This is a genomic window from Rhodococcus sp. AG1013 (assembly GCF_003350365.1).
Classification (GTDB): domain Bacteria; phylum Actinomycetota; class Actinomycetes; order Mycobacteriales; family Mycobacteriaceae; genus Prescottella.
In genome coordinates this window covers 48984-66570 of the sequence record NZ_QQAT01000006.1, presented here as the reverse complement: position 1 = coordinate 66570, position 17587 = coordinate 48984, and the positions used below count along the sequence as shown (strand labels likewise).

At 68.8% G+C, this 17587-nt stretch carries 13 protein-coding genes and 1 pseudogene; 2 read left to right on the top strand and 12 right to left on the bottom strand.

Annotation, left to right across the window (positions count from 1 at the left end; genetic code table 11):
- On the bottom strand, nucleotides 1–5382 hold a 5382-nt coding region (locus DEU38_RS28390; RefSeq protein ID WP_181818729.1), incomplete at its 3' end, for a non-ribosomal peptide synthetase.
- 193 nt (nucleotides 5383–5575) lie between these two features.
- Between DEU38_RS28390 and DEU38_RS10090 the strand changes: the two genes are divergently transcribed.
- Entirely contained in the window at nucleotides 5576–6526 is a 951-nt protein-coding gene (locus DEU38_RS10090) for a GAF and ANTAR domain-containing protein (RefSeq protein WP_147283494.1), read from the top strand.
- 31 nt (nucleotides 6527–6557) lie between these two features.
- Here the strand turns inward: DEU38_RS10090 and DEU38_RS10085 are convergent, their stop codons facing one another.
- The 10 genes and pseudogenes from DEU38_RS10085 to DEU38_RS10035 form a co-directional block, all read right to left on the bottom strand.
- Nucleotides 6558–7280 (bottom strand): dienelactone hydrolase family protein, encoded by a 723-nt coding sequence (locus DEU38_RS10085; RefSeq protein ID WP_114720607.1) that lies wholly within the window; start codon nucleotides 7278–7280, stop codon nucleotides 6558–6560.
- Entirely contained in the window at nucleotides 7277–8698 is a 1422-nt protein-coding gene (purB, locus tag DEU38_RS10080; RefSeq protein ID WP_114720605.1) for an adenylosuccinate lyase, read from the bottom strand. Before purB ends, DEU38_RS10085 begins: the two co-directional genes overlap by 4 nt.
- Before the next feature lie 36 nt (nucleotides 8699–8734).
- Nucleotides 8735–9346, bottom strand: a complete 612-nt coding sequence (locus DEU38_RS10075) for a TetR/AcrR family transcriptional regulator (protein WP_114720602.1) — start codon at nucleotides 9344–9346, stop codon at nucleotides 8735–8737.
- A 106-nt stretch (nucleotides 9347–9452) separates the two neighbouring features.
- On the bottom strand, nucleotides 9453–10616 hold the full coding sequence (locus DEU38_RS10070; protein WP_114720599.1) for a pyridoxal phosphate-dependent aminotransferase: 1164 nt from the start codon (nucleotides 10614–10616) through the stop codon (nucleotides 9453–9455).
- 311 nt (nucleotides 10617–10927) lie between these two features.
- Nucleotides 10928–12181 carry a phosphoribosylamine--glycine ligase gene (gene purD / locus DEU38_RS10060; RefSeq protein WP_114720593.1) on the bottom strand — a complete coding sequence of 418 codons (1254 nt, stop codon included), beginning with the start codon at nucleotides 12179–12181 and terminating at the stop codon, nucleotides 10928–10930.
- A 51-nt stretch (nucleotides 12182–12232) separates the two neighbouring features.
- Nucleotides 12233–13099, bottom strand: coding sequence for an ectoine hydroxylase (gene thpD / locus DEU38_RS10055; protein ID WP_114720590.1), 867 nt, complete (start codon nucleotides 13097–13099; stop codon nucleotides 12233–12235).
- A gap of 131 nt (nucleotides 13100–13230) precedes the next feature.
- Complete coding sequence (locus DEU38_RS10050) at nucleotides 13231–13473, bottom strand: DUF2630 family protein (protein ID WP_114720587.1); 243 nt, start codon at nucleotides 13471–13473, stop codon at nucleotides 13231–13233.
- 168 nt (nucleotides 13474–13641) lie between these two features.
- A pseudogene (locus DEU38_RS10045) lies at nucleotides 13642–13962 on the bottom strand (glycosyltransferase); the annotation flags it as partial.
- Nucleotides 13963–14100: 138 nt separating this feature from the next.
- Nucleotides 14101–14700, bottom strand: coding sequence for a histidine phosphatase family protein (locus DEU38_RS10040; protein WP_114720585.1), 600 nt, complete (start codon nucleotides 14698–14700; stop codon nucleotides 14101–14103).
- 214 nt (nucleotides 14701–14914) lie between these two features.
- Nucleotides 14915–15574 carry a YdcF family protein gene (locus DEU38_RS10035; RefSeq protein WP_114720583.1) on the bottom strand — a complete coding sequence of 220 codons (660 nt, stop codon included), beginning with the start codon at nucleotides 15572–15574 and terminating at the stop codon, nucleotides 14915–14917.
- Nucleotides 15575–15758: 184 nt separating this feature from the next.
- Between DEU38_RS10035 and DEU38_RS10030 the strand changes: the two genes are divergently transcribed.
- A complete protein-coding gene (locus tag DEU38_RS10030) occupies nucleotides 15759–16184 on the top strand; it encodes an HIT family protein (protein ID WP_114720580.1) in 426 nt (141 codons plus the stop codon).
- 4 nt (nucleotides 16185–16188) lie between these two features.
- Here the strand turns inward: DEU38_RS10030 and DEU38_RS10025 are convergent, their stop codons facing one another.
- Nucleotides 16189–17583 (bottom strand): cell wall metabolism sensor histidine kinase WalK, encoded by a 1395-nt coding sequence (locus DEU38_RS10025; protein WP_114720577.1) that lies wholly within the window; start codon nucleotides 17581–17583, stop codon nucleotides 16189–16191.
- Nucleotides 17584–17587 lie beyond the last annotated feature (4 nt).

Sequence of the window (17587 nt, the reverse complement as noted above, 5' to 3'; positions counted from 1 at the left end):
CGCCGACAACAACTCCACCAACACCCGCCCCGACACCCCCGACCCACCCGACACCGGCACCAACTCCCCACACTCAGCCCGGGAAAGCAGATCGATGTCCGCGACCCGAACCGAGGGCGAGGAAACGACTTCCTCGGCAATGCGGACGAATCGGTCCGCAAGGCGCTGCACGGTGTCCGCGTCGAAGATGTCGGCAGCGAGGCCGAAGGAAGCCGACATCCCGAGGGGAGCGCCGGCGCCGGTGTCGAACTTCTCGGCGAGGCTCAGATACAGGTCGTAACGGGCGACATCGAGATCGACGTCGACAGGCTCGACCGTCAGCCCCGGCAAGTCCAGGCGTGGCGACTCGGCGTTCCGAAACTCCAACATCACTTGGAAGAGCGGGGAGTACGCCGTCGACCGCACCGGATCGATGGCCTCCACGACCTGCTCGAACGGCATCTGCGCGTGGGCGAAGGCGCCGAGATCGCGCTCCCTCACCCGATCGAGCAGGTCGGCGAACGTGGACTCGGGCTCCACCGGCGTCCGCAGCACGACGGTGTTGACGAACATGCCCACCACGTCGTCGAGTGCAGCCTCGCCTCGCCCCGCTGTCGGCGTACCCACCGCAATGTCCGTGCTCCCACTCACCCTGCTCAACAGCACGGCCAGCGTCGCGTGCATGACCATGAAGACTGTCGAATGATGTTCGTGAGCAAGGGATTGCAATCGCTCGTGCAGATCCGAACCGATCTCGAAATGAACCTCCTTCCCTTGCATCGATCGCTGCGCCGGTCGTGGTCGGTCCGTCGGCAGTTCGACTGTCGCAGGCATCCCTGACAACGCCCACCGCCAGTACGCCAACTCGCGTGCGATCGGCGAATCGGGCTCGGACTCGCTGCCGAGCATGCGGCGCTGCCACAGGGTGTAGTCGGCGTAGTGCACTGCCGGTGGCGCCCAGTCGGGTGCCCGCCCGTGCAGGCGGGCGGTGTATGCGACCGTCAGGTCCCGGGCGAGCGGCGCCATCGACGCACCGTCCGCCGCGATGTGGTGCACCACGATCATCAGCACGTGCTGCTGCGGACCGTTCCGGAACAGTGCCGTTCGGATGGGCGTCTCGTCGGTGACGTCGAATCCGGCGGCGGCACCCCGCACGAGGTGCGCCCGCAGGTCTGCCGCGCCGGACACGGACATCGGCGTGAGGTCGGGATGCACCTGTCCCGTCGGGACCACCACCTGGCGGGGACCGTCCGTGGAGTCGGGGTAGACGGTCCGGAGCGTGGCATGCCGATCCACGATGTCAGCAAGCGCCAACCGCAGGGCATCGGTGTCCAGATCGCCCGAGAATCGGAGCGCGATGGGAATGTTGTAGGCAGGCGACGACGTATCCAGTTGGTTGACGACCCACATTCGGTGCTGTGCCAGGGAGGTCGGAACACTGTCGGGCCGAGTGCCCGTGGTCAGTGCCGGTCGGGCCGACGATCGATCGTCGATACCGTCGATCCCGTCGATCCGGGCCGCGAGCGCGGCAATGGTGGGCGCCTCGAACAGGTCGCGGATATCGATGTTCCGATCCAGCGCCGAGTTGATCCGCGTGACCACCTTGGTCGCGACGAGGGAGTTTCCGCCGAGATCGAAGAAGTTTGCATCGACACCGAGGTGGTCGACCGCGAGGAGCTCGGCGAAGACGACTGCGGTTGCCTCCTCGGTCGGCGTGCGTGGCGGCCGGGACTCGGTGGGCCTCGTCCCGAAGTCCGGTGCGGGTAGTGCGGTGCGATCGAGCTTGCCGACCGGGGTCAGCGGAATCTCGTCGATCATTGTGATCGCCGCGGGCACCATGTAGTCCGGTACCACCACACGAACCTGGGCCTTCAGGTCGGCGGGGTCGGGGACGTGCTCGGCGGCGGGAAGCACGTAGGACACCAGGACCGGGTCGCCGGTCGGGCCGGCACGACTGAGTGTCGCCGCGAATCTCACATGGGGGTGAGCCGTCAGCGCCGCATCCACCTCGCCGGGCTCGATCCTGAAGCCACGAATCTTGACCTGGGAGTCGGTCCGGCCCAGGTACTCGAGCGTCAGGTCCCCCTCCCGATCGCGCAGCCACCTCACCACATCCCCGGTGCGGTAGAGGCGTTGTCCCCGTGCACCGAACGGATCGGCGACGAATCGAGCGGCCGACTGACCGGCCTGATTCCGATACCCACGTGCCAGGCCCGGACCGGCCAGGTACAGCTCCCCCGCCACACCGACCGGCACCGGCCGCAGCCGCCCGTCGAGCACCAACTCCTCGAAACCCCGGATCGGGCCGCCGAGTGTCACCGGCTCCCCCGCCGACCCGATCACTCCGAGATTCGCCATGATTGTCGACTCCGTCGGGCCGTAGGCGTCGAACATCGCGCGCCCCGGCGCCCACCGCGCTACCAACTCCGGGGAACACGCCTCACCCCCCACCACGAGACACCGCAAGCAGCCGTGACCCGTGGGATCGACCGACGACAACGCCGACGGTGTCAGGATCGCATGGGTCACGCGGCAACGATCGAGCAGCGCCGCCAGGTCGTCGCCGCCGTACACCGTCGGTGGTGCGATCGTCAGGCACCCGCCCGCCGCGAACGCCCACACCAGCTCGAACACCGACGCGTCGAAACTCGGGGATGCGAAGTGCAGGACCCGCGCACCGGGCCCCGTCGCGAAACGGTCGCGTTGTTCGGCCGCCAGGTCCGCCAAACCCCGATGCGGCACCACCACGCCCTTCGGGACCCCCGTCGACCCGGATGTGTAGATCACGTATGCCGGATGGTCGGGTGTCAGTGCCGAGACCCGTTCGCCGTCGGTCACCGCCGTCGAGGGAGTCCCCGCCACCTCCGCCTCGACCGCTTCGTCGTCGAGCACCAGCCACGGCACGGTCGGTGGCAGGTCTCTCGACACGTCCTCCGTCGTCAGCCCCAGGATGGCGCCCGAATCGGTGAGCATGTACTCGAGCCGAGCCGACGGATACCCAGGATCCAGCGGAACGAAGGCCGCACCGGTCTTTGTGACGGCCCACACCGCCAGGACCGACTCGAGCGACCGCGGCAGTCCCACCGCCACGACTTTCTCCGGCCCCACGTCATGACCGATCAGCCAGCGCGCCAGACGGTTCGACCGGCTGTCGAGCTCGCCGTACGTCCAGCTCCGGTCGCCGTACACAACCGCGACCGCATTCGGGTCCGCGCCCACCGATGCCGCGAACAGCCCCGGCAAAGTCAACGCGGGCAACGCCGCTGCCCCGGACACCGGCATCAACTGCTCACGCTCCTCGGGGGCAAGCACATCGACGTCGCCGACCGGAGCCGACGAATCTGCCGCCGCATACTCGAGAATCCGCACCAGCCGATCCGCGAATGCCTGCGTTGTCGCCGAGTCGAACAGATCGGTGGCAAACACGAGGTCGACCGACAGTCCCGACGGTCGACCGGAGTCGGTGAAGCTCTCACCTACGGTCATCTGCAGATCGCAGCGTTCGAGACAACAGTTCTCGGGTGCCGTGACGGACACGTCGGCGACCGCGGTCGGCTCGGCACGAGTGGGGCCGAGGACAACCTGGACGAGCGGCGGGCAGGGCGTCGTGCGGTCCGGGGCGAGCGCCTCGACCAACCGGTCGAACGACACCCTCGTATGCGCGAATGCGCCGAGTTGACAATGCTTCACCCGCTCCAACAGGTCCGCAAACGAGAGTCCCGGATCCACGTGGGTCCGCAACACCACGGCATCGACCAACGCGTCCGCCCCGTCGTCGAGCGCGGCGTCGGCCCGTCGGGCAATCGGCGCACCCACCGCGATGTCGTCGGAGCCGCTCACCCGGGCCAGCAGTGCGGCCAGCCCCGCATGCATCGTCATGAACATCGTCGAGTCGTACTCGCGAGCGCACTGCTGCAGCTTGCGATGCAGCTCCGCGCCGAGCGTGAACTGCAGGCTTCCGGAGTCCAGGGACCGCTGTTTCGGTCGCCGCCGATCTGTCGGCAGCCCGAGCAGTACCGGCAACCCCGCCAGCGTCCGTCGCCAATAGTCCAGGTCCCGGGCCGCCTCCAGTCGGCGCTCGGCTTCCCTGGCACTGTCAGGGTGGATCGTCGCTATCAGCGACTCCGGACCGGCCGCGACGAAGCCCTCGACCACGCCGACGAACCGCTCGTGATGGAGCCTCAGCTCGTCGATGCGGTATCGCAGCGGATTTCCGCGGAACTCGACGAACGTCTTTGCGGGTGTGCCGCTTTGGTAGACATTGATCAGCAGGTCCGCGATCGGACCGGAGGTGAGCACATGAAATTCACCCGTCACCGAACCGAAATCGAGCTCCTGACGGAAGAGCATCACGTTGACCATCGGCGCGGCGGTCCGGTGGGCCTCGGCACCGACGCTCACCTCTCGCGCAATCTCGGCGAGGTTGCCGCGCTGGTGTCGCAACGCGCCCATCAGTTCCAGACTCACCCGCTCGACCAGATCGCCCACGGTGTCGCCGGGACCGACCCGAATCCGGAGCGGAACGACGTTGACGAACATCCCACCCGAACTGCGTACCACCGCAGTGGTCCGCCCGGAGACCGGGACATCCACGCGAACCTCCTCCCGGCCCGTCATCCGTGAGAGGTAGCAGGCGAACGCCGCGATGATCACCGCAGCGGACGTTCTGCTCGCCCGACCCTCGGAGTCCTCGAGCCGGGTGGCCGTGTCCTCGTCGAGTGATGTGGCCACCAGCATGTCGCGGGCCACCGCAGTGCCGTCTCGGTCGGCCAGACTCACGGGTTCCGCCAGCCCCTGGAACCGCTCGATCCAGTACGCACGGTCCGCCTCGAACCGACTCGAGGCACGGTACCGACAGTCGAGTTCGTACAACGTTCGCAGATCGGCAGCCCTGCTGGGTTCCGGGTCCCGGCCCGACGCCGCAGCCGAGTACAGAGCCGCGATGCGGTTGACCAACGTCATCGCGGCATACCCATCCAACGCGACATGGTGAGCACGGCTGTACCACAGGTACTGCGAATCGCCGACCTGCAATATCGTCGACACCCCCAGGGGGTCGTGCATCGGGTCCACCGGACTCGACCGGTCCTCGCGCATCCACCCATCCGCGGCCGCCACCGGATCACTCTCTCCACGAAAATCAATGAACCCCAACGAGTTATCCAAGGACGGATCAACAACTTGCCTGGGCTCCCCGTCGACCTCGATCAGCCGGAGGAAGGCGCCCTGAGTCTCACGTCCCGCGGTCACGGCCGCCCATCGGAACAGGTCGAGATCGAGATCGCCGTGGAACTCCACGTACTGAGCGATGCAGTACGGAAGGTGTGGGGCCAGTCGCTGCGCGAGCCAGACCTCGTACTGCGCCGACGACAGCGGAAAGGGTTTCAGAGCAGCAACTTCCATGGAAGATGTCCCGAATCCGGTTGACGTCGACTCCGCCTGTTCGTCCATCAGAGTGCAATCTGGTCGTGTCGTCGCGACCTGGCTGTCGCGGGTGGAATAACCGGCCCGTGAACAAGCGGGCGCAGTGGCGCGTCACGCACCACGTCCCGAGGGACGAACCGCCGACGCGCGGTGACGCCGACCTGCTCGGCGAGTGCCCGATATCGGAGCTGCGGTGGAGTCTTCTCGCTCGAACGTGCCGACCGTGCCACCGGGTCCGGGGTGGCGAAATGACGCCTGTGACGTCTCGGGCCACTTGGTGGCCGCTCACCCATCCTGCCAGAGCCACTCGACACGCGCCAACCGCTCGAAGTGCTCCGTGCCGACAACGCCAGACGTGGCTAGCCTGGAACCGACTGCGGCGACGAGCGGCCAGAAAGACCGGAAACTCATGAGTGAACAACGACTGGTCCATGTGTTCGAGGAACTGGCGGACGCCCTCGTACCCGGCTTCGACACCACCGACTTTCTCCACACTCTGACCGACCGAACCGTGGCACTGGTCGCGATCGACGCTGCCGGCATCCTGCTGACCGATGAACGCGGGCACCTCGCTTCGGTGGCGTCCACCACCGAGCCGGCGCACACCCTCGAACAGTTGGAGGTGGCGGACGCACGTGGCCCCTGCTACGACTGCTTCACCACGGGGCGCCCCCTCGTCAACCTCGGCCGCGACGCGACCTCGGCGCGCTGGCCACGGTTTCAGCACCTGTCCGGAGAGGTCGGCTTCGGGGCCGTCCATGCCGTTCCGTTGCAGCTGGGAAACCAGGTGATCGGGTCGCTCAACATGTTCTGTGTCGCCACCGGCAGCCTCCCAGCGGAGGACGTCGACACGAGCCGGGCGCTGGCGCGGATCGCCACCATCGGGCTGCTGCACAATCGCACCGCGCGCAACGCGCAGGAAGAGGCCGCACAACTGCGGCAGGCGCTGACCAGCCGAATCATTATCGAGCAAGCCAAGGGGATGCTCGCCGAAGGTGCCGGATGCACCCCGGCGGTGGCATTCGACGCGCTCCGCCGTTACGCCCGCACCCATGGCAGACCGCTCCACGACATTGCCGCTGAAGTCGTCGACGGCACCCTGACTCCGCCGACTTCCGGCTGATCCGCGCGGCGCGGTGCAGACGTCCCGACCGCTACCGGGCCATCGATGCGGAAGCGAAGGCGAGCACCTGCGGCCAGGAGATGCCCCACGCGACCTTGTTCACCGGATCGTCTTGGCGCGCACGGGCACTGAAGCCGTGCGCGGCACCCGGATACGCGTGCACGATCGTCGCGCCGCTGTCGCGGGACTGCAGCGCCGACTGCAAGGCCCCGAAAGTTCCGGTCGACAGGATCGTGTCGGCGCCGGCGTGCAGCACCATGACCGGTGCGGCGATCGCCGGAGCCAGCGCCACTGTGTCGAGCGCGTGGTTCGCCGCGGCCGGATCCCAGATCGACGGATGGTAGGCAACGACATTCGCGAGTTCACGGTCACGCGCGCCGAGCAGCAGCGAGAACCGGCCGCCCAGACACCAGCCGATGACTCCGACGCGCCGTGCGCCCAGCTCACCTCGGGCGTAGTCGAGCAGAGCGCCCATCTCCGACAGGCATTCCTCGTCGTCGAGCTGCCCCATGAGCTCGAAGAGGCGCTCCTTCGGGGTGTCGTCCAGGCTCGGTCCGTGCCAGGGATCCCACACCAGTGCGGTGATCCCCGCCGCGGCGATGTCGGCGGCGTAGTCGCGCACCTGCGCATCGACGCCGTTGATCATCGGCAGCAGCAGCATGACGGTATCGCTGCCGCCGTCGGGCTGCGCGAGGTGCGCGGTGAGGTCACCGACCGTGACGGTCCGTGACCTCACCGTGGAACCCGTTGTCACAGAATGGCGCCCGGCGCGTAGCGCGCAGCATCCGGGTTGGCGTCGACCAGCTTCTGCACCTCGGCGACCACGGAGTCGACCTGCGCGCCGGCGGCACCGATGAACGCGGACTTGTCGGCGAGGGCCTCGTCGAGCGCGGCGCGGTCGAGCGGCAGCCGGTCGTCGGCGGCCAGACGATCCAGCAGATCCGGCTCCTTGCCCTGCTCGCGCATCGCGAGCGCGACGGCGACGGCGTGCTCCTTGATGACCTCGTGCGCGGTCTCGCGTCCGACACCGGCGCGGACCGCGGCCATGAGGACCTTGGTGGTCGCCAGGAACGGCAGGTAGCGGGTGAGCTCCTTCTCGATGACGGCCGGGTACGCACCGAACTCGGCGAGCACCGTCAGGAAGGTCTCCATCTGGCCGTCGATCGCGAAGAACGCGTCCGGCAGCGCGACACGGCGGACGACGGAGCAGAACACGTCGCCCTCGTTCCACTGCGCACCCGCCAGCTCGGACGCCATCGACGCGTAGCCGCGCAGGACCACCTGCAGGCCGTTGACCCGCTCGCACGAGCGGGTGTTCATCTTGTGCGGCATCGCGGACGAGCCCACCTGGCCGGGCTGGAAGCCCTCGGTGACCAGCTCGTGGCCGGCCATCAGGCGAATGGTGTGCGCGAACGACGACGACGCGGCACCCACCTGGACCAGCGCGGACAGCACGTCGTGGTCCAGCGAGCGCGGGTACACCTGGCCGACGCTGGTGAACACGTGCGCGAAGCCGAGGTGCTCGGCGACCTTCTTCTCGAGCTGCTCGAGCTTGGCGGCGTCGCCGTCGAGCAGGTCCAGCATGTCCTGCGCGGTGCCCATCGGGCCCTTGATGCCGCGCAGCGGGTAGCGGTCGATGAGCTCACGCAGCCGGGTGAGACCCACCAGCAGCTCGTCGGCGGCCGATGCGAAACGCTTGCCCAGCGTGGTGGCCTGCGCGGCGACGTTGTGGGAGCGTCCGGCCATCACGAAACCGGTGTACTCGGCGGCCCGCTCGCCCAGGCGGGCGGCGATCGCGACACCGTGGTTGTACACGTGCTCGAGCGAGCGGAGCACCTGCAGCTGCTCGACGTTCTCGGTGAGGTCGCGGCTGGTCATGCCCTTGTGCACGTGCTCGTGGCCGGCGAGGGCGTTGAACTCCTCGATGCGGGCCTTCACATCGTGGCGGGTGACGCGCTCACGGTCGGCGATGGAGTCCAGGTCGACGCTCTCGAGCACCCGCTCGTAGTCGGCGAGCGCCTCGGCGGGAACGTCGATCCCCAGCTCGGCCTGCGCCCGCAGCACCGCCAACCACAGCTGACGCTCGAGCACGATCTTGTACTCCGGCGACCACAGCGCCTTCAGCTCGGGGCTGGCGTAACGGTTGGCAAGGACATTCGGGATGCGGCTCACGAGATCCCAGTTTACGGCGAGACCCCAAGCCCCTCGTCAGTGCGTGCTCGGAGGAGCGAACTCGTCGATCAGGTCGAGCAGCATCGCGCGCGCCATCCCCCGCGGATCGGGGTCCACCTCGCTGAGCGCGCCCACGACCACCCCGTCCACCACAGCGACCAGGCGACGCAGCTGCGGCTCGCGCACGACGCGGCCGGACCGGCGCAGCACCTCGGCGAGCAGGTCGTCGGTTTGCGCCCGCAGCCGCAGCTGCACGTCCCGCAGCTCGGGATGTCGCGCCGACGCCACGAACCGCTCGTACCGTGCGATCAGCCGTTCCCGAGCACCGTCGCCGACCTCGTCGGGACCGATCAGTAGGTCGACGATCAGATCGACCGTCGCCTCGACGCCGCGCCGCCGCTGCGTGACGTCGTCGATGCGTTCGCGCATCGCGTCCAGTTCCCGGTTGCCGTTGTGTTCGACGGCGAGGGCCACCAGCTCGTCGAGCGAGCCGAAGTAGTAGGTCGTGGACGCGAGCGGCAGACCCGCACGGGAGGCCACCGCACGGTGCCGGACCGCGTCGAAGCCGCCCTCGAGGAGCAGGTCGGCCGCGGCGGTGACGAGCGCCTGACGGCGCCTCTCACCCTTCGGGGTCGCCGCGGACGTCATCCCTCCATCGTGCCAGCCACGGCGACACGCCCGAGTGAATTCGACCAAACAGCGCAGGCAGTGACCCTTCTCGACCTTTCTCGACCTTTCTCGCCCTGCCTCGGTCCTACTTCGGCGCGGGCAGCCACCGCTCGAGCCGGGCCAGCGCGTCCCGGATCTCCGCGGTGGAACCCGCGAACGACAACCGCACCGTGTGGTCGCCGTGCACGGTGTCGAAGTCGATGCCCGGCGCCAGCGCGAGACCCGTGTCTGCCAGCAGCCGCGCGCACCACGACGTCGAGTCGTCGGTGAGGTGCGCGATGTCCGCGTACACGTAGAACGCACCATCGGCGGGCGCCAGCTCGGTGAGCCCCAGCTCGGGTAGCCCGGTCAGCAGCAGCTCCCGGTTCACCGCATACCGCTGCACGTGACCGTCGAGCTCGGCACGCGCCTCGTCGGTGAACGCCGCGACGGCCGCGTACTGCGAGATCGCCGGCGGGCACACCGTCATGTTCGACGCGAGCCGCTGCAGTGGACGGCGCAGGCTCTCGGGCACCAGCATCCAACCCAGACGCCAGCCCGTCATCGAGAAATACTTCGACACCGACCCGATCACCACGGCCTGCCGCGACGTCTCCCACGCCGATGCCGTGACCTGCGCTCCGAACCCAATCCCGTGATAGATCTCGTCGGAGATCAGCAGCGTGTCGTGCTCCTCGCACCAGCGGGCCAGCGCGGCCAACTCGGCAGGGTCGATGACGGTGCCGGTGGGGTTCGCGGGGCTCGCGACGATCAGCCCGGCGGGCGGGGTGTCCATCTGCTCGAGCATCGCGACGGTCGGCTGGAACCGGGTCTCGGGTCCGCAGTCGATCTCGATCACGTTGCAGCCCAACGCTGTCAGCGTGTTGCGGTACGCGGGGTAGCCGGGCCGGGCGACGACGACGGTGTCACCGGCGTCGAACGCCGCGAGGAACAGCAGCGTGAACGCACCCGACGAACCGGTGGTGACCACGACGTCGTCGGCGTCGACGGAGATCCCGGACCGGCTGCTGTGGTATCCCGCGATGGCCTCGCGCAGCGGCTCGATGCCGAACGTCTCGGTGTACCCGAGCAGGTGGTTGTCCAGCGATTCCCGCGCGGCGCGCAGTACCGGCTGCGGGGCCGGCGTCGACGGCTGACCGGCCGCGAGCGTGAGCACATCGCCGTGCGTGCGCTGCCGCTCGGTGGCGGCCTTCCACACGTCCATGACGTGGAAGGCGGGGATGGACGATCGCTGGGATTCGGTACGCACATCTTCGACGCTAGCAACGGCCCGAACTTGTGCAACGAGGTACCGGAATTCAACGTCGCGAGGTCAGTCGTCGAGCAGGACGCGGCGGCTCGCGGCGATCGGACTCTGCGCGGTGAGGCCGCCGGGGTTCCCCGTACATCTTCCGACACCGGGGCTGCTGATCGGATGGATGAACAGGCCCCGCCGCGCACCGGAGGCGGCCCCGCTGCCGCGCCGGAAACAGTCGTGCCGCGCCCCCGATCGGGGGCGCGGCACGACAAGGAAGAGAGCGGCAGGCCTGACGATCGGCCGTACGGCCGTACGGCCGATCGTCAGATCGAGATGCGACCCTCGACGGCGGCGAGGCCGATGTCGGTGCGGAAGTGGCCGCCGGGCAGCTTGACCTCGGACAGGCGTGCGTACGCATCCTCCCGGGCCTCGGTCAGATCGGCGCCGACGCCGACGACGCTCAGGACGCGCCCACCGGCGGAGACGATCGCGCCGTCCTCACGGGCGGCGGTACCGGCGTGCAGGACGCGCTCGGCGTCGGACCCGGTGATGACGTCACCGGTGCGCGGGGTGGCCGGGTAGTTCTCGGCGGCCAGGACGACGGTGACCGCGGAGCCGTCGCGCCACTGCAGCGGCGGGACCGACGCGAGGGTGCCGGTCGCGGCGGCGTTCAGCACCTCGCCGAGCGGCGACTCGAGCAGCGCCAGCACGGCCTGGGTCTCAGGGTCGCCGAAGCGGCAGTTGAACTCGACGACGGCCGGGCCGTTCTTGCCCATGGCCAGACCCGCGTACAGCAGGCCGGTGAACGGGCAACCACGCTTCGCCATCTCCACCGCGACCGGCTTGACGACGTCGTCGACGATCTGGGTGACGGCCTCGGCGGGCAGCCACGGCAGCGGCGTGTAGGCGCCCATGCCGCCGGTGTTGGGGCCGGTGTCGCCGTCGCCGACGCGCTTGTGGTCCTGCGCGGGCAGCAGCGGGACCACGGTCTCGCCGTCGACCAGGCAGAACAGGGACACCTCGGGGCCGTCGAGGAACGACTCGAGCAGCACGGGGTGCCCGATCTCGAGGCACTCGGCGGCGTGGTCGCGCGCCGCGCTGCGGTCGGTGGTGACGACGACGCCCTTGCCGGCGGCCAGTCCGTCGTCCTTGACGACCCAGTTGGGGCCGAAGCGATCGAGGGCGGCGTCGAGATCGGCCGGGGTGTCGACGACCTCGCTGTGCGCGGTGCGGACACCGGCGGCCGCCATGACGTCCTTGGCGAACGCCTTGGAGCCCTCGATGCGGGCGGCCTCGGCGGACGGGCCGAAGCACGCGATCCCCGCGGCGCGGACGGCGTCGGCGACACCGAGCACCAGCGGCACCTCGGGGCCGATGACGACCAGGTCGGCGGCCTGCGACTTCGCGAGCTCGACGACGGCGTCACCGGACGCGACGTCGACCGCATGCGTCTCGGCGATGCGGGCGATGCCGGCATTGCCGGGGGCACACATCAGCTTGTCGACGCCCGGGTCACGGGCGAGGGCCAACAGGAGGGCATGTTCACGGGCTCCGGAGCCGATCACGAGTACGCGCACGGGTCTCAGACTACGGGCCGGACGCCGACGCCTCGACCACCCCCACCCTCGTCAGCGGGGGCGCTTCGCCAGGAACGAGGGCCGCGGTGCCGAACCCGAGTAGGGCGCCTGCACGACGTTCTCGACGCTGTTGAACACGACGAACACGTTGGCCCGCGGCATCGGCGAGATGTTCCCACCGGACGCGTGCAGGGCGTTGCAGTCGAACATCGTCATCGAACCGGCGCCGCCGGTCAGCACCTCGATGCCGTGCCGCTGCCACATGTCGGTGATGACGCGCTCCGACGGCACCCCGATCCTGGGCGTCGTGGTCACGAGCGACTCGCGATAGAAGTCGTCCGGTGTGGCGCCCGAGCACTGCACGAAGGACCGCTGGGTGCCGGGCATGATCATCAGCGGGCCGTTGTACTCGGTGTTTCCGGTGAGCGCGATCGAGGCGCTCACCGCGCGCGGACGGGGCATGCCGTCCTCCGCGTGCCAGGTCTCGAAATCCGAGTGCCAGTAGAACGCGCCGCCCTGGAATCCCGGCTTGTAGTTGAGCCGGCTCTGGTGGACGTAGACGTCCGAGCCGAGAACGTCGCGCGCGATGTCGTACGCGCCGGACAACTCGACGACCCGACGAACGGCATCGCTGAGTTCGAGAATGTCGAAGATCGAGCGCACCGCATCGGAGCCGTCCTCGCGGACGATGCGTTCGTCATCCCGCAACGTCGAATCGTGCTGGATCCGCTCGATCTCCGCGAGGCAGGCCCCGACGTCCGCGTCGCCGATCACATTCTCGCGATGCAGATATCCGCGTCGGTCGAAATCCGCATACTCCGCGGTGGTGGGATCGCCCCAGAACACCGGATCCGGGCGGCCGATCACCCGCGGCTCACCCGAAACCCGGGTCGTGTACACGTCTTCCACCAAAGTCATATGGCAATCACCACCAAGCAGTTCGATTCTTCGTTCCGTACCGGCAGGCACACCGCCGCGCAGTGCGACTGCGCACCGGAAATCCTGGTGCGGCAGTCGCTTTCATCGATCGGACAATCCCGACCAGCCGATTACTGGCGGTAGGACTCGACCTCGTCGACCGGTCGCGGAGCGGCCCGCGCTGCATCCTCGCCGAATTCGACCTTGGCACGGCGCTGCCGGAGCAGGTCCCAGCACTGGTCGAGCCGCTGCTCGAGGAACGTCAGGCGGGCACTCTCCTCGTCCGAGAGCCCTTGCCTCTCGGCCCGTGAGCGCAATTCCCTTTCCTCACGGACGAGTTCGTCGATGCTCTCGATGATGTCGTGCTCGGACATGGTGTGCCTCCCACCTCATGGTAAACCGGATCGGCAGCGCTGTCCGGTTACCGCGTCAGGTCGTAGATCGTGATCCCGTCGACGGTGGTCGCGGTGAAGTTCGCCTGCACCCATTCGGAGATCTGCGACGCCGTGCCCACGCCGTCGCGACCGCCGCCCATACCGTCCCGTGGACAGGTCCACATCCATGTAGACGAGGACGCGGGCGTCGGAGCCGCTCCACACGGTGCGCAGCGCGCGACCGCGGCCCTTCTCGTCGAGGTGCACCACCCGGACGTCGCCGAACTCGTCGGCGAGTGTCCGCGCGATCTCCAGGGTCCGGTCGGTGCTGGCGTTGTCCGCGATCGTGATTCGCGCGGGGAAGGGCACCTCGGTGGACAGGTAGGCGCGCAGGCGCCGCACGCATCCCTCGAGTGACTGCTGCTCGTTGTACACCGGCACCACTACGTCGAGGGCCGGCGCAGTCGTCACCGCCTCGGGCCGCTGCACGTCAACCGAGGGCTGGGGTTCGGTCGTCGTGGAGCCCAGGTTGGCGCTTGCGCCTGCGGCCCGGCGGGAGCCCAGCTGTGAGGTACCTGCCAATCGGACCCCGGCAGCGACGGCGGGCGGTCGTGCCGGGGACGGCCGTCAGTGGTGCAGCAGGTCCCGCACGTGTCCGGTTTCGTTGACCGAGGCCACACGTCGATTGCCGTTGCGCGAAACGAGCACCCGCGTGATCGACGTGTAGTCCAGCGGAAAGGTCAACGGCCGAGGCAGCCCGAGAACCTGCTGCAGGAAGACGTTCGTCACGCCACCGTGCGCGACGACGGCCACGGTGTCCTCGTGCCGCGAGCCCGCCACCACCCGCTCGATCGCACCGACCACCCGGCCCCGGAAGGCGTCCTCGTCGACGAACTCGGGCAGCAGACCGCCGCGGATCCGCTCGAACACCTCCGGAGCCCTGTCCCGCGCCTCGTGGATCGGGATGTAGTGGTCCATCTGGGAGTCGTACTCGGCCAGTTCCTCGTCGACCTCGGGTGTCAGCCCCGTCGCCTCGACGATCGGCGCGGCAGTCTCCCGTGCCCGACGTTGCGGACTCGTGACGATCCGTGCGATGTCGTACTCGGCAAGTGCCTGCGGCAGGCGGCCCGCCTGCCGATGTCCGAGCTCGGCGAGCCCGGGATCAGCAGGCCCCTCCGCAACCGTGATGCGTTCCGGCAGAGCATGTCTCACGATGAGCAGCTGCATGTTTCACCCTTCCGGACGGTCGATGACAGTTTTGTCGCGAGCATCCGGAGCCTGCCGAGCACGCGCCGACGGCGCCATAAAGCGATCCTCTTCCATCCTCACCACCGAGCCGACCGATCGATCGCTCGGTGCACATAGTGACTCAGCGCGTGATGGGTGTCAACATTTCACGGAAGCCTGCGCGAAGCGGCCACGAACCTCCGGGGAACTCCGCCTACGGTGCGACGACGCCCGCGATCGGAATGCGGCCGGCCACCGCGACCCGGAAGTCGACCATGGCCCGCTGCAAGTGGTCGGGGCTGGTCACGACCACCGCGCCGACCGCCCCGCGCTGCTGCAGGATCACGTTGGTGTTGGCCGCGTTCTCGACGGTGGAGCGGGATGTGTTCTCCTCCGTGATCCGGAACGGCACGACCCCGTTCGCGACGAGCCACTGACGCATCGCCTGCGCCTCGGTGACACCCGACTGCGGCACGCCGCCGCTGACGATGATCGGCGCGAGCGGATACTGTTGCGCCAGTTGGAGGGCCGCCCGCAGACGGGATTCGAGCACCGGCCGAATAGTGCCGTCCGGGAACAGTCCGGCGCCGAGCACGACGATGTTCGTGGTGAACGGATTGATCGCCAGCATCACCGGGACCTGCGTGGTCAGCGTCTCGAGCCGGGTGCAGCTGACAATGAGGTCCCGGACCGGCGTCTGGCATCCGCCGACGACGGAGAGCGCACCGTTGACGAGCGTGGTGGGCGACACCGCATTGACGATGCCGAGCGAGGACTCGGCACCGGCCTGGCCGGGCAGCGCGAGTCCGGCGGCGGCCGCCGCGATGACGGCCGAAACGAGGATCCGGCGGGGGCGTAACGAACGGACGGACATGACGCTCCTTGGCGTAACGGTCCCCCGACCGAGATGTGAAAGACGGATTACAGTGTGACCCACGCAATGCGCTCGCACATCACGAACCGTGATTTTCCCCGGGTCGCCGGCGGGCACGCCCGGGTGCGCGGCCGCGATCGCGGTCCGAGTACCGGAGGCCACGGCCGGGACCTATCCTCGCCATATGCCTTCTGTGTTCAGCGCCATCATCGCCGGAGATCTGCCGGGTCGTTTCGTGTGGGAGGACGAGGACGTGGTCGCGTTCCTGACCATCGCGCCCGTCACCCAGGGCCACACCCTCGTCGTCCCCCGCAAGGAGGTCGACCAGTGGCAGGACGTCGACGACGAATTGTTCACCAAGTGCACCACCGTCTCCCGCACGATCGCGAAGGCGGTCCGCAAGGCGTTCGACGCGCCCCGCGCCGGCTTCCTGATCGCGGGCCTCGAGGTTCCGCACCTGCACATGCACGTCTTTCCCGCGTACACCATGGGGAACTTCGACATCAGTGGCGCCGACACCGACCCGTCGCCCGAGTCCATGGACGAGGCCGCCACCAAGATCAAGGCCGCGCTGCGCGACCTCGGCCACGCCGAGAACGTTCCGGCCTGACCGGTCAGCCTCTCGGCAGCCGCACCCGGAAGGTCGCACCCTTCCCGGGTGCGCTGTCGACGGTGACCGTGCCGTCGTGCGCGGCGACGATGGCCGCGACGATCGACAGCCCCAGTCCGCTTCCGCCGCTCGCCCGAGTCCGGGACTCGTCGGCGCGGTAGAACCGCTCGAACACCCGGGCCGCGTCCTCGTCACCGAGGCCGGGTCCGGTGTCGGACACCTCGAGGACCGCGTCGGTGCCATCGGTGCCGACGCGCACCGTCACCGACGCCGCGCCGGGGGTGTGCTCGAGCGCATTTCCCATCAGATTGCCGAGCACCTGCCGCAGTCGGGCGTCGTCGCCCATCACCTGGGCGGGTTCCGAACCGGGCAAGACCTCCAACGTGATCCGCCGCCCGGGCGCGAGCGCGCGCGCGTCGTGGACGGCGTCGGCCGCGACCGTCAGCAGGTCCACCGGATGCCGCTCGAACGGTCGCTGCGCATCCATCCGCGCCAGCATCAACAGATCCTCGACCAGCAGACCCATCCGGGTGGCCTGGCTCTCGATCCGGCTCAGAACCATCTCGGCATCCGTCGACGCGCCCTGACGGTACAACTCGGCGAAGCCCCGGATCGTGGCCAGCGGCGTGCGCAGTTCGTGGCTGGCGTCGGCGACGAACCTCCGCATCCGTTCCTCGGACCGACGCGCCGATTCCTCCGATGCCTCCGTCGCGGCGAACGCCGACTGGATCTGCGCGAGCATCCCGTTGAGCGCCGAAGACAGCCGACCCACCTCGGTGCTCTGGTCCCGCTCCGGCACCCGTCGGTGCAGATCGCCCGCGGCGATATCGGCCGCCGTCTCCTCCACCTCCTGCAGCGGTCGCAGGCTGCGACGCACCACGAAGTACCCCGCGAATCCGAGTACCGCCAGAACCACGATGCCGATTCCGAGTTGCAGCACCACCAACCGGTCCACGGTCTCGTCGATGTCGGTGAGCTTGATCGCCACCGTCGTCGTCCCGGAGGGGGTGGTGACCGTCATCTCCCGCCACCGGATGTCGCCACCACCGGCGGATCCGACGGTCACCGGTCCGGGGTCGGCGACGAGTTGTGGTGTCGCGTTGGTGCTCTCGTCGTTCACTTCGAGGTGGACCGTGCCGTCCGGGGCGGTGACGCGGACGTAGAACGGGCTGGGCGGCCGATTCGGTCCTGGCTCGGCGACTGGTGGACCGGGGCGCGAGTCCCGCGGCTTCGCCCACCCGTGCGCCGCGTCGAACAACTGCCGGTCCGTGCGGGCAATCAGCGAACTCTCCATCGCGGAGGTCACCGCGACACCGGAGGCGAGCAGCCCGGCCGCGGCCAACAGCAGCAGCGCCGCGACCAGGGTGATCCGCAGCGGTAACGCGCGCAGGCGCCTCATCCGT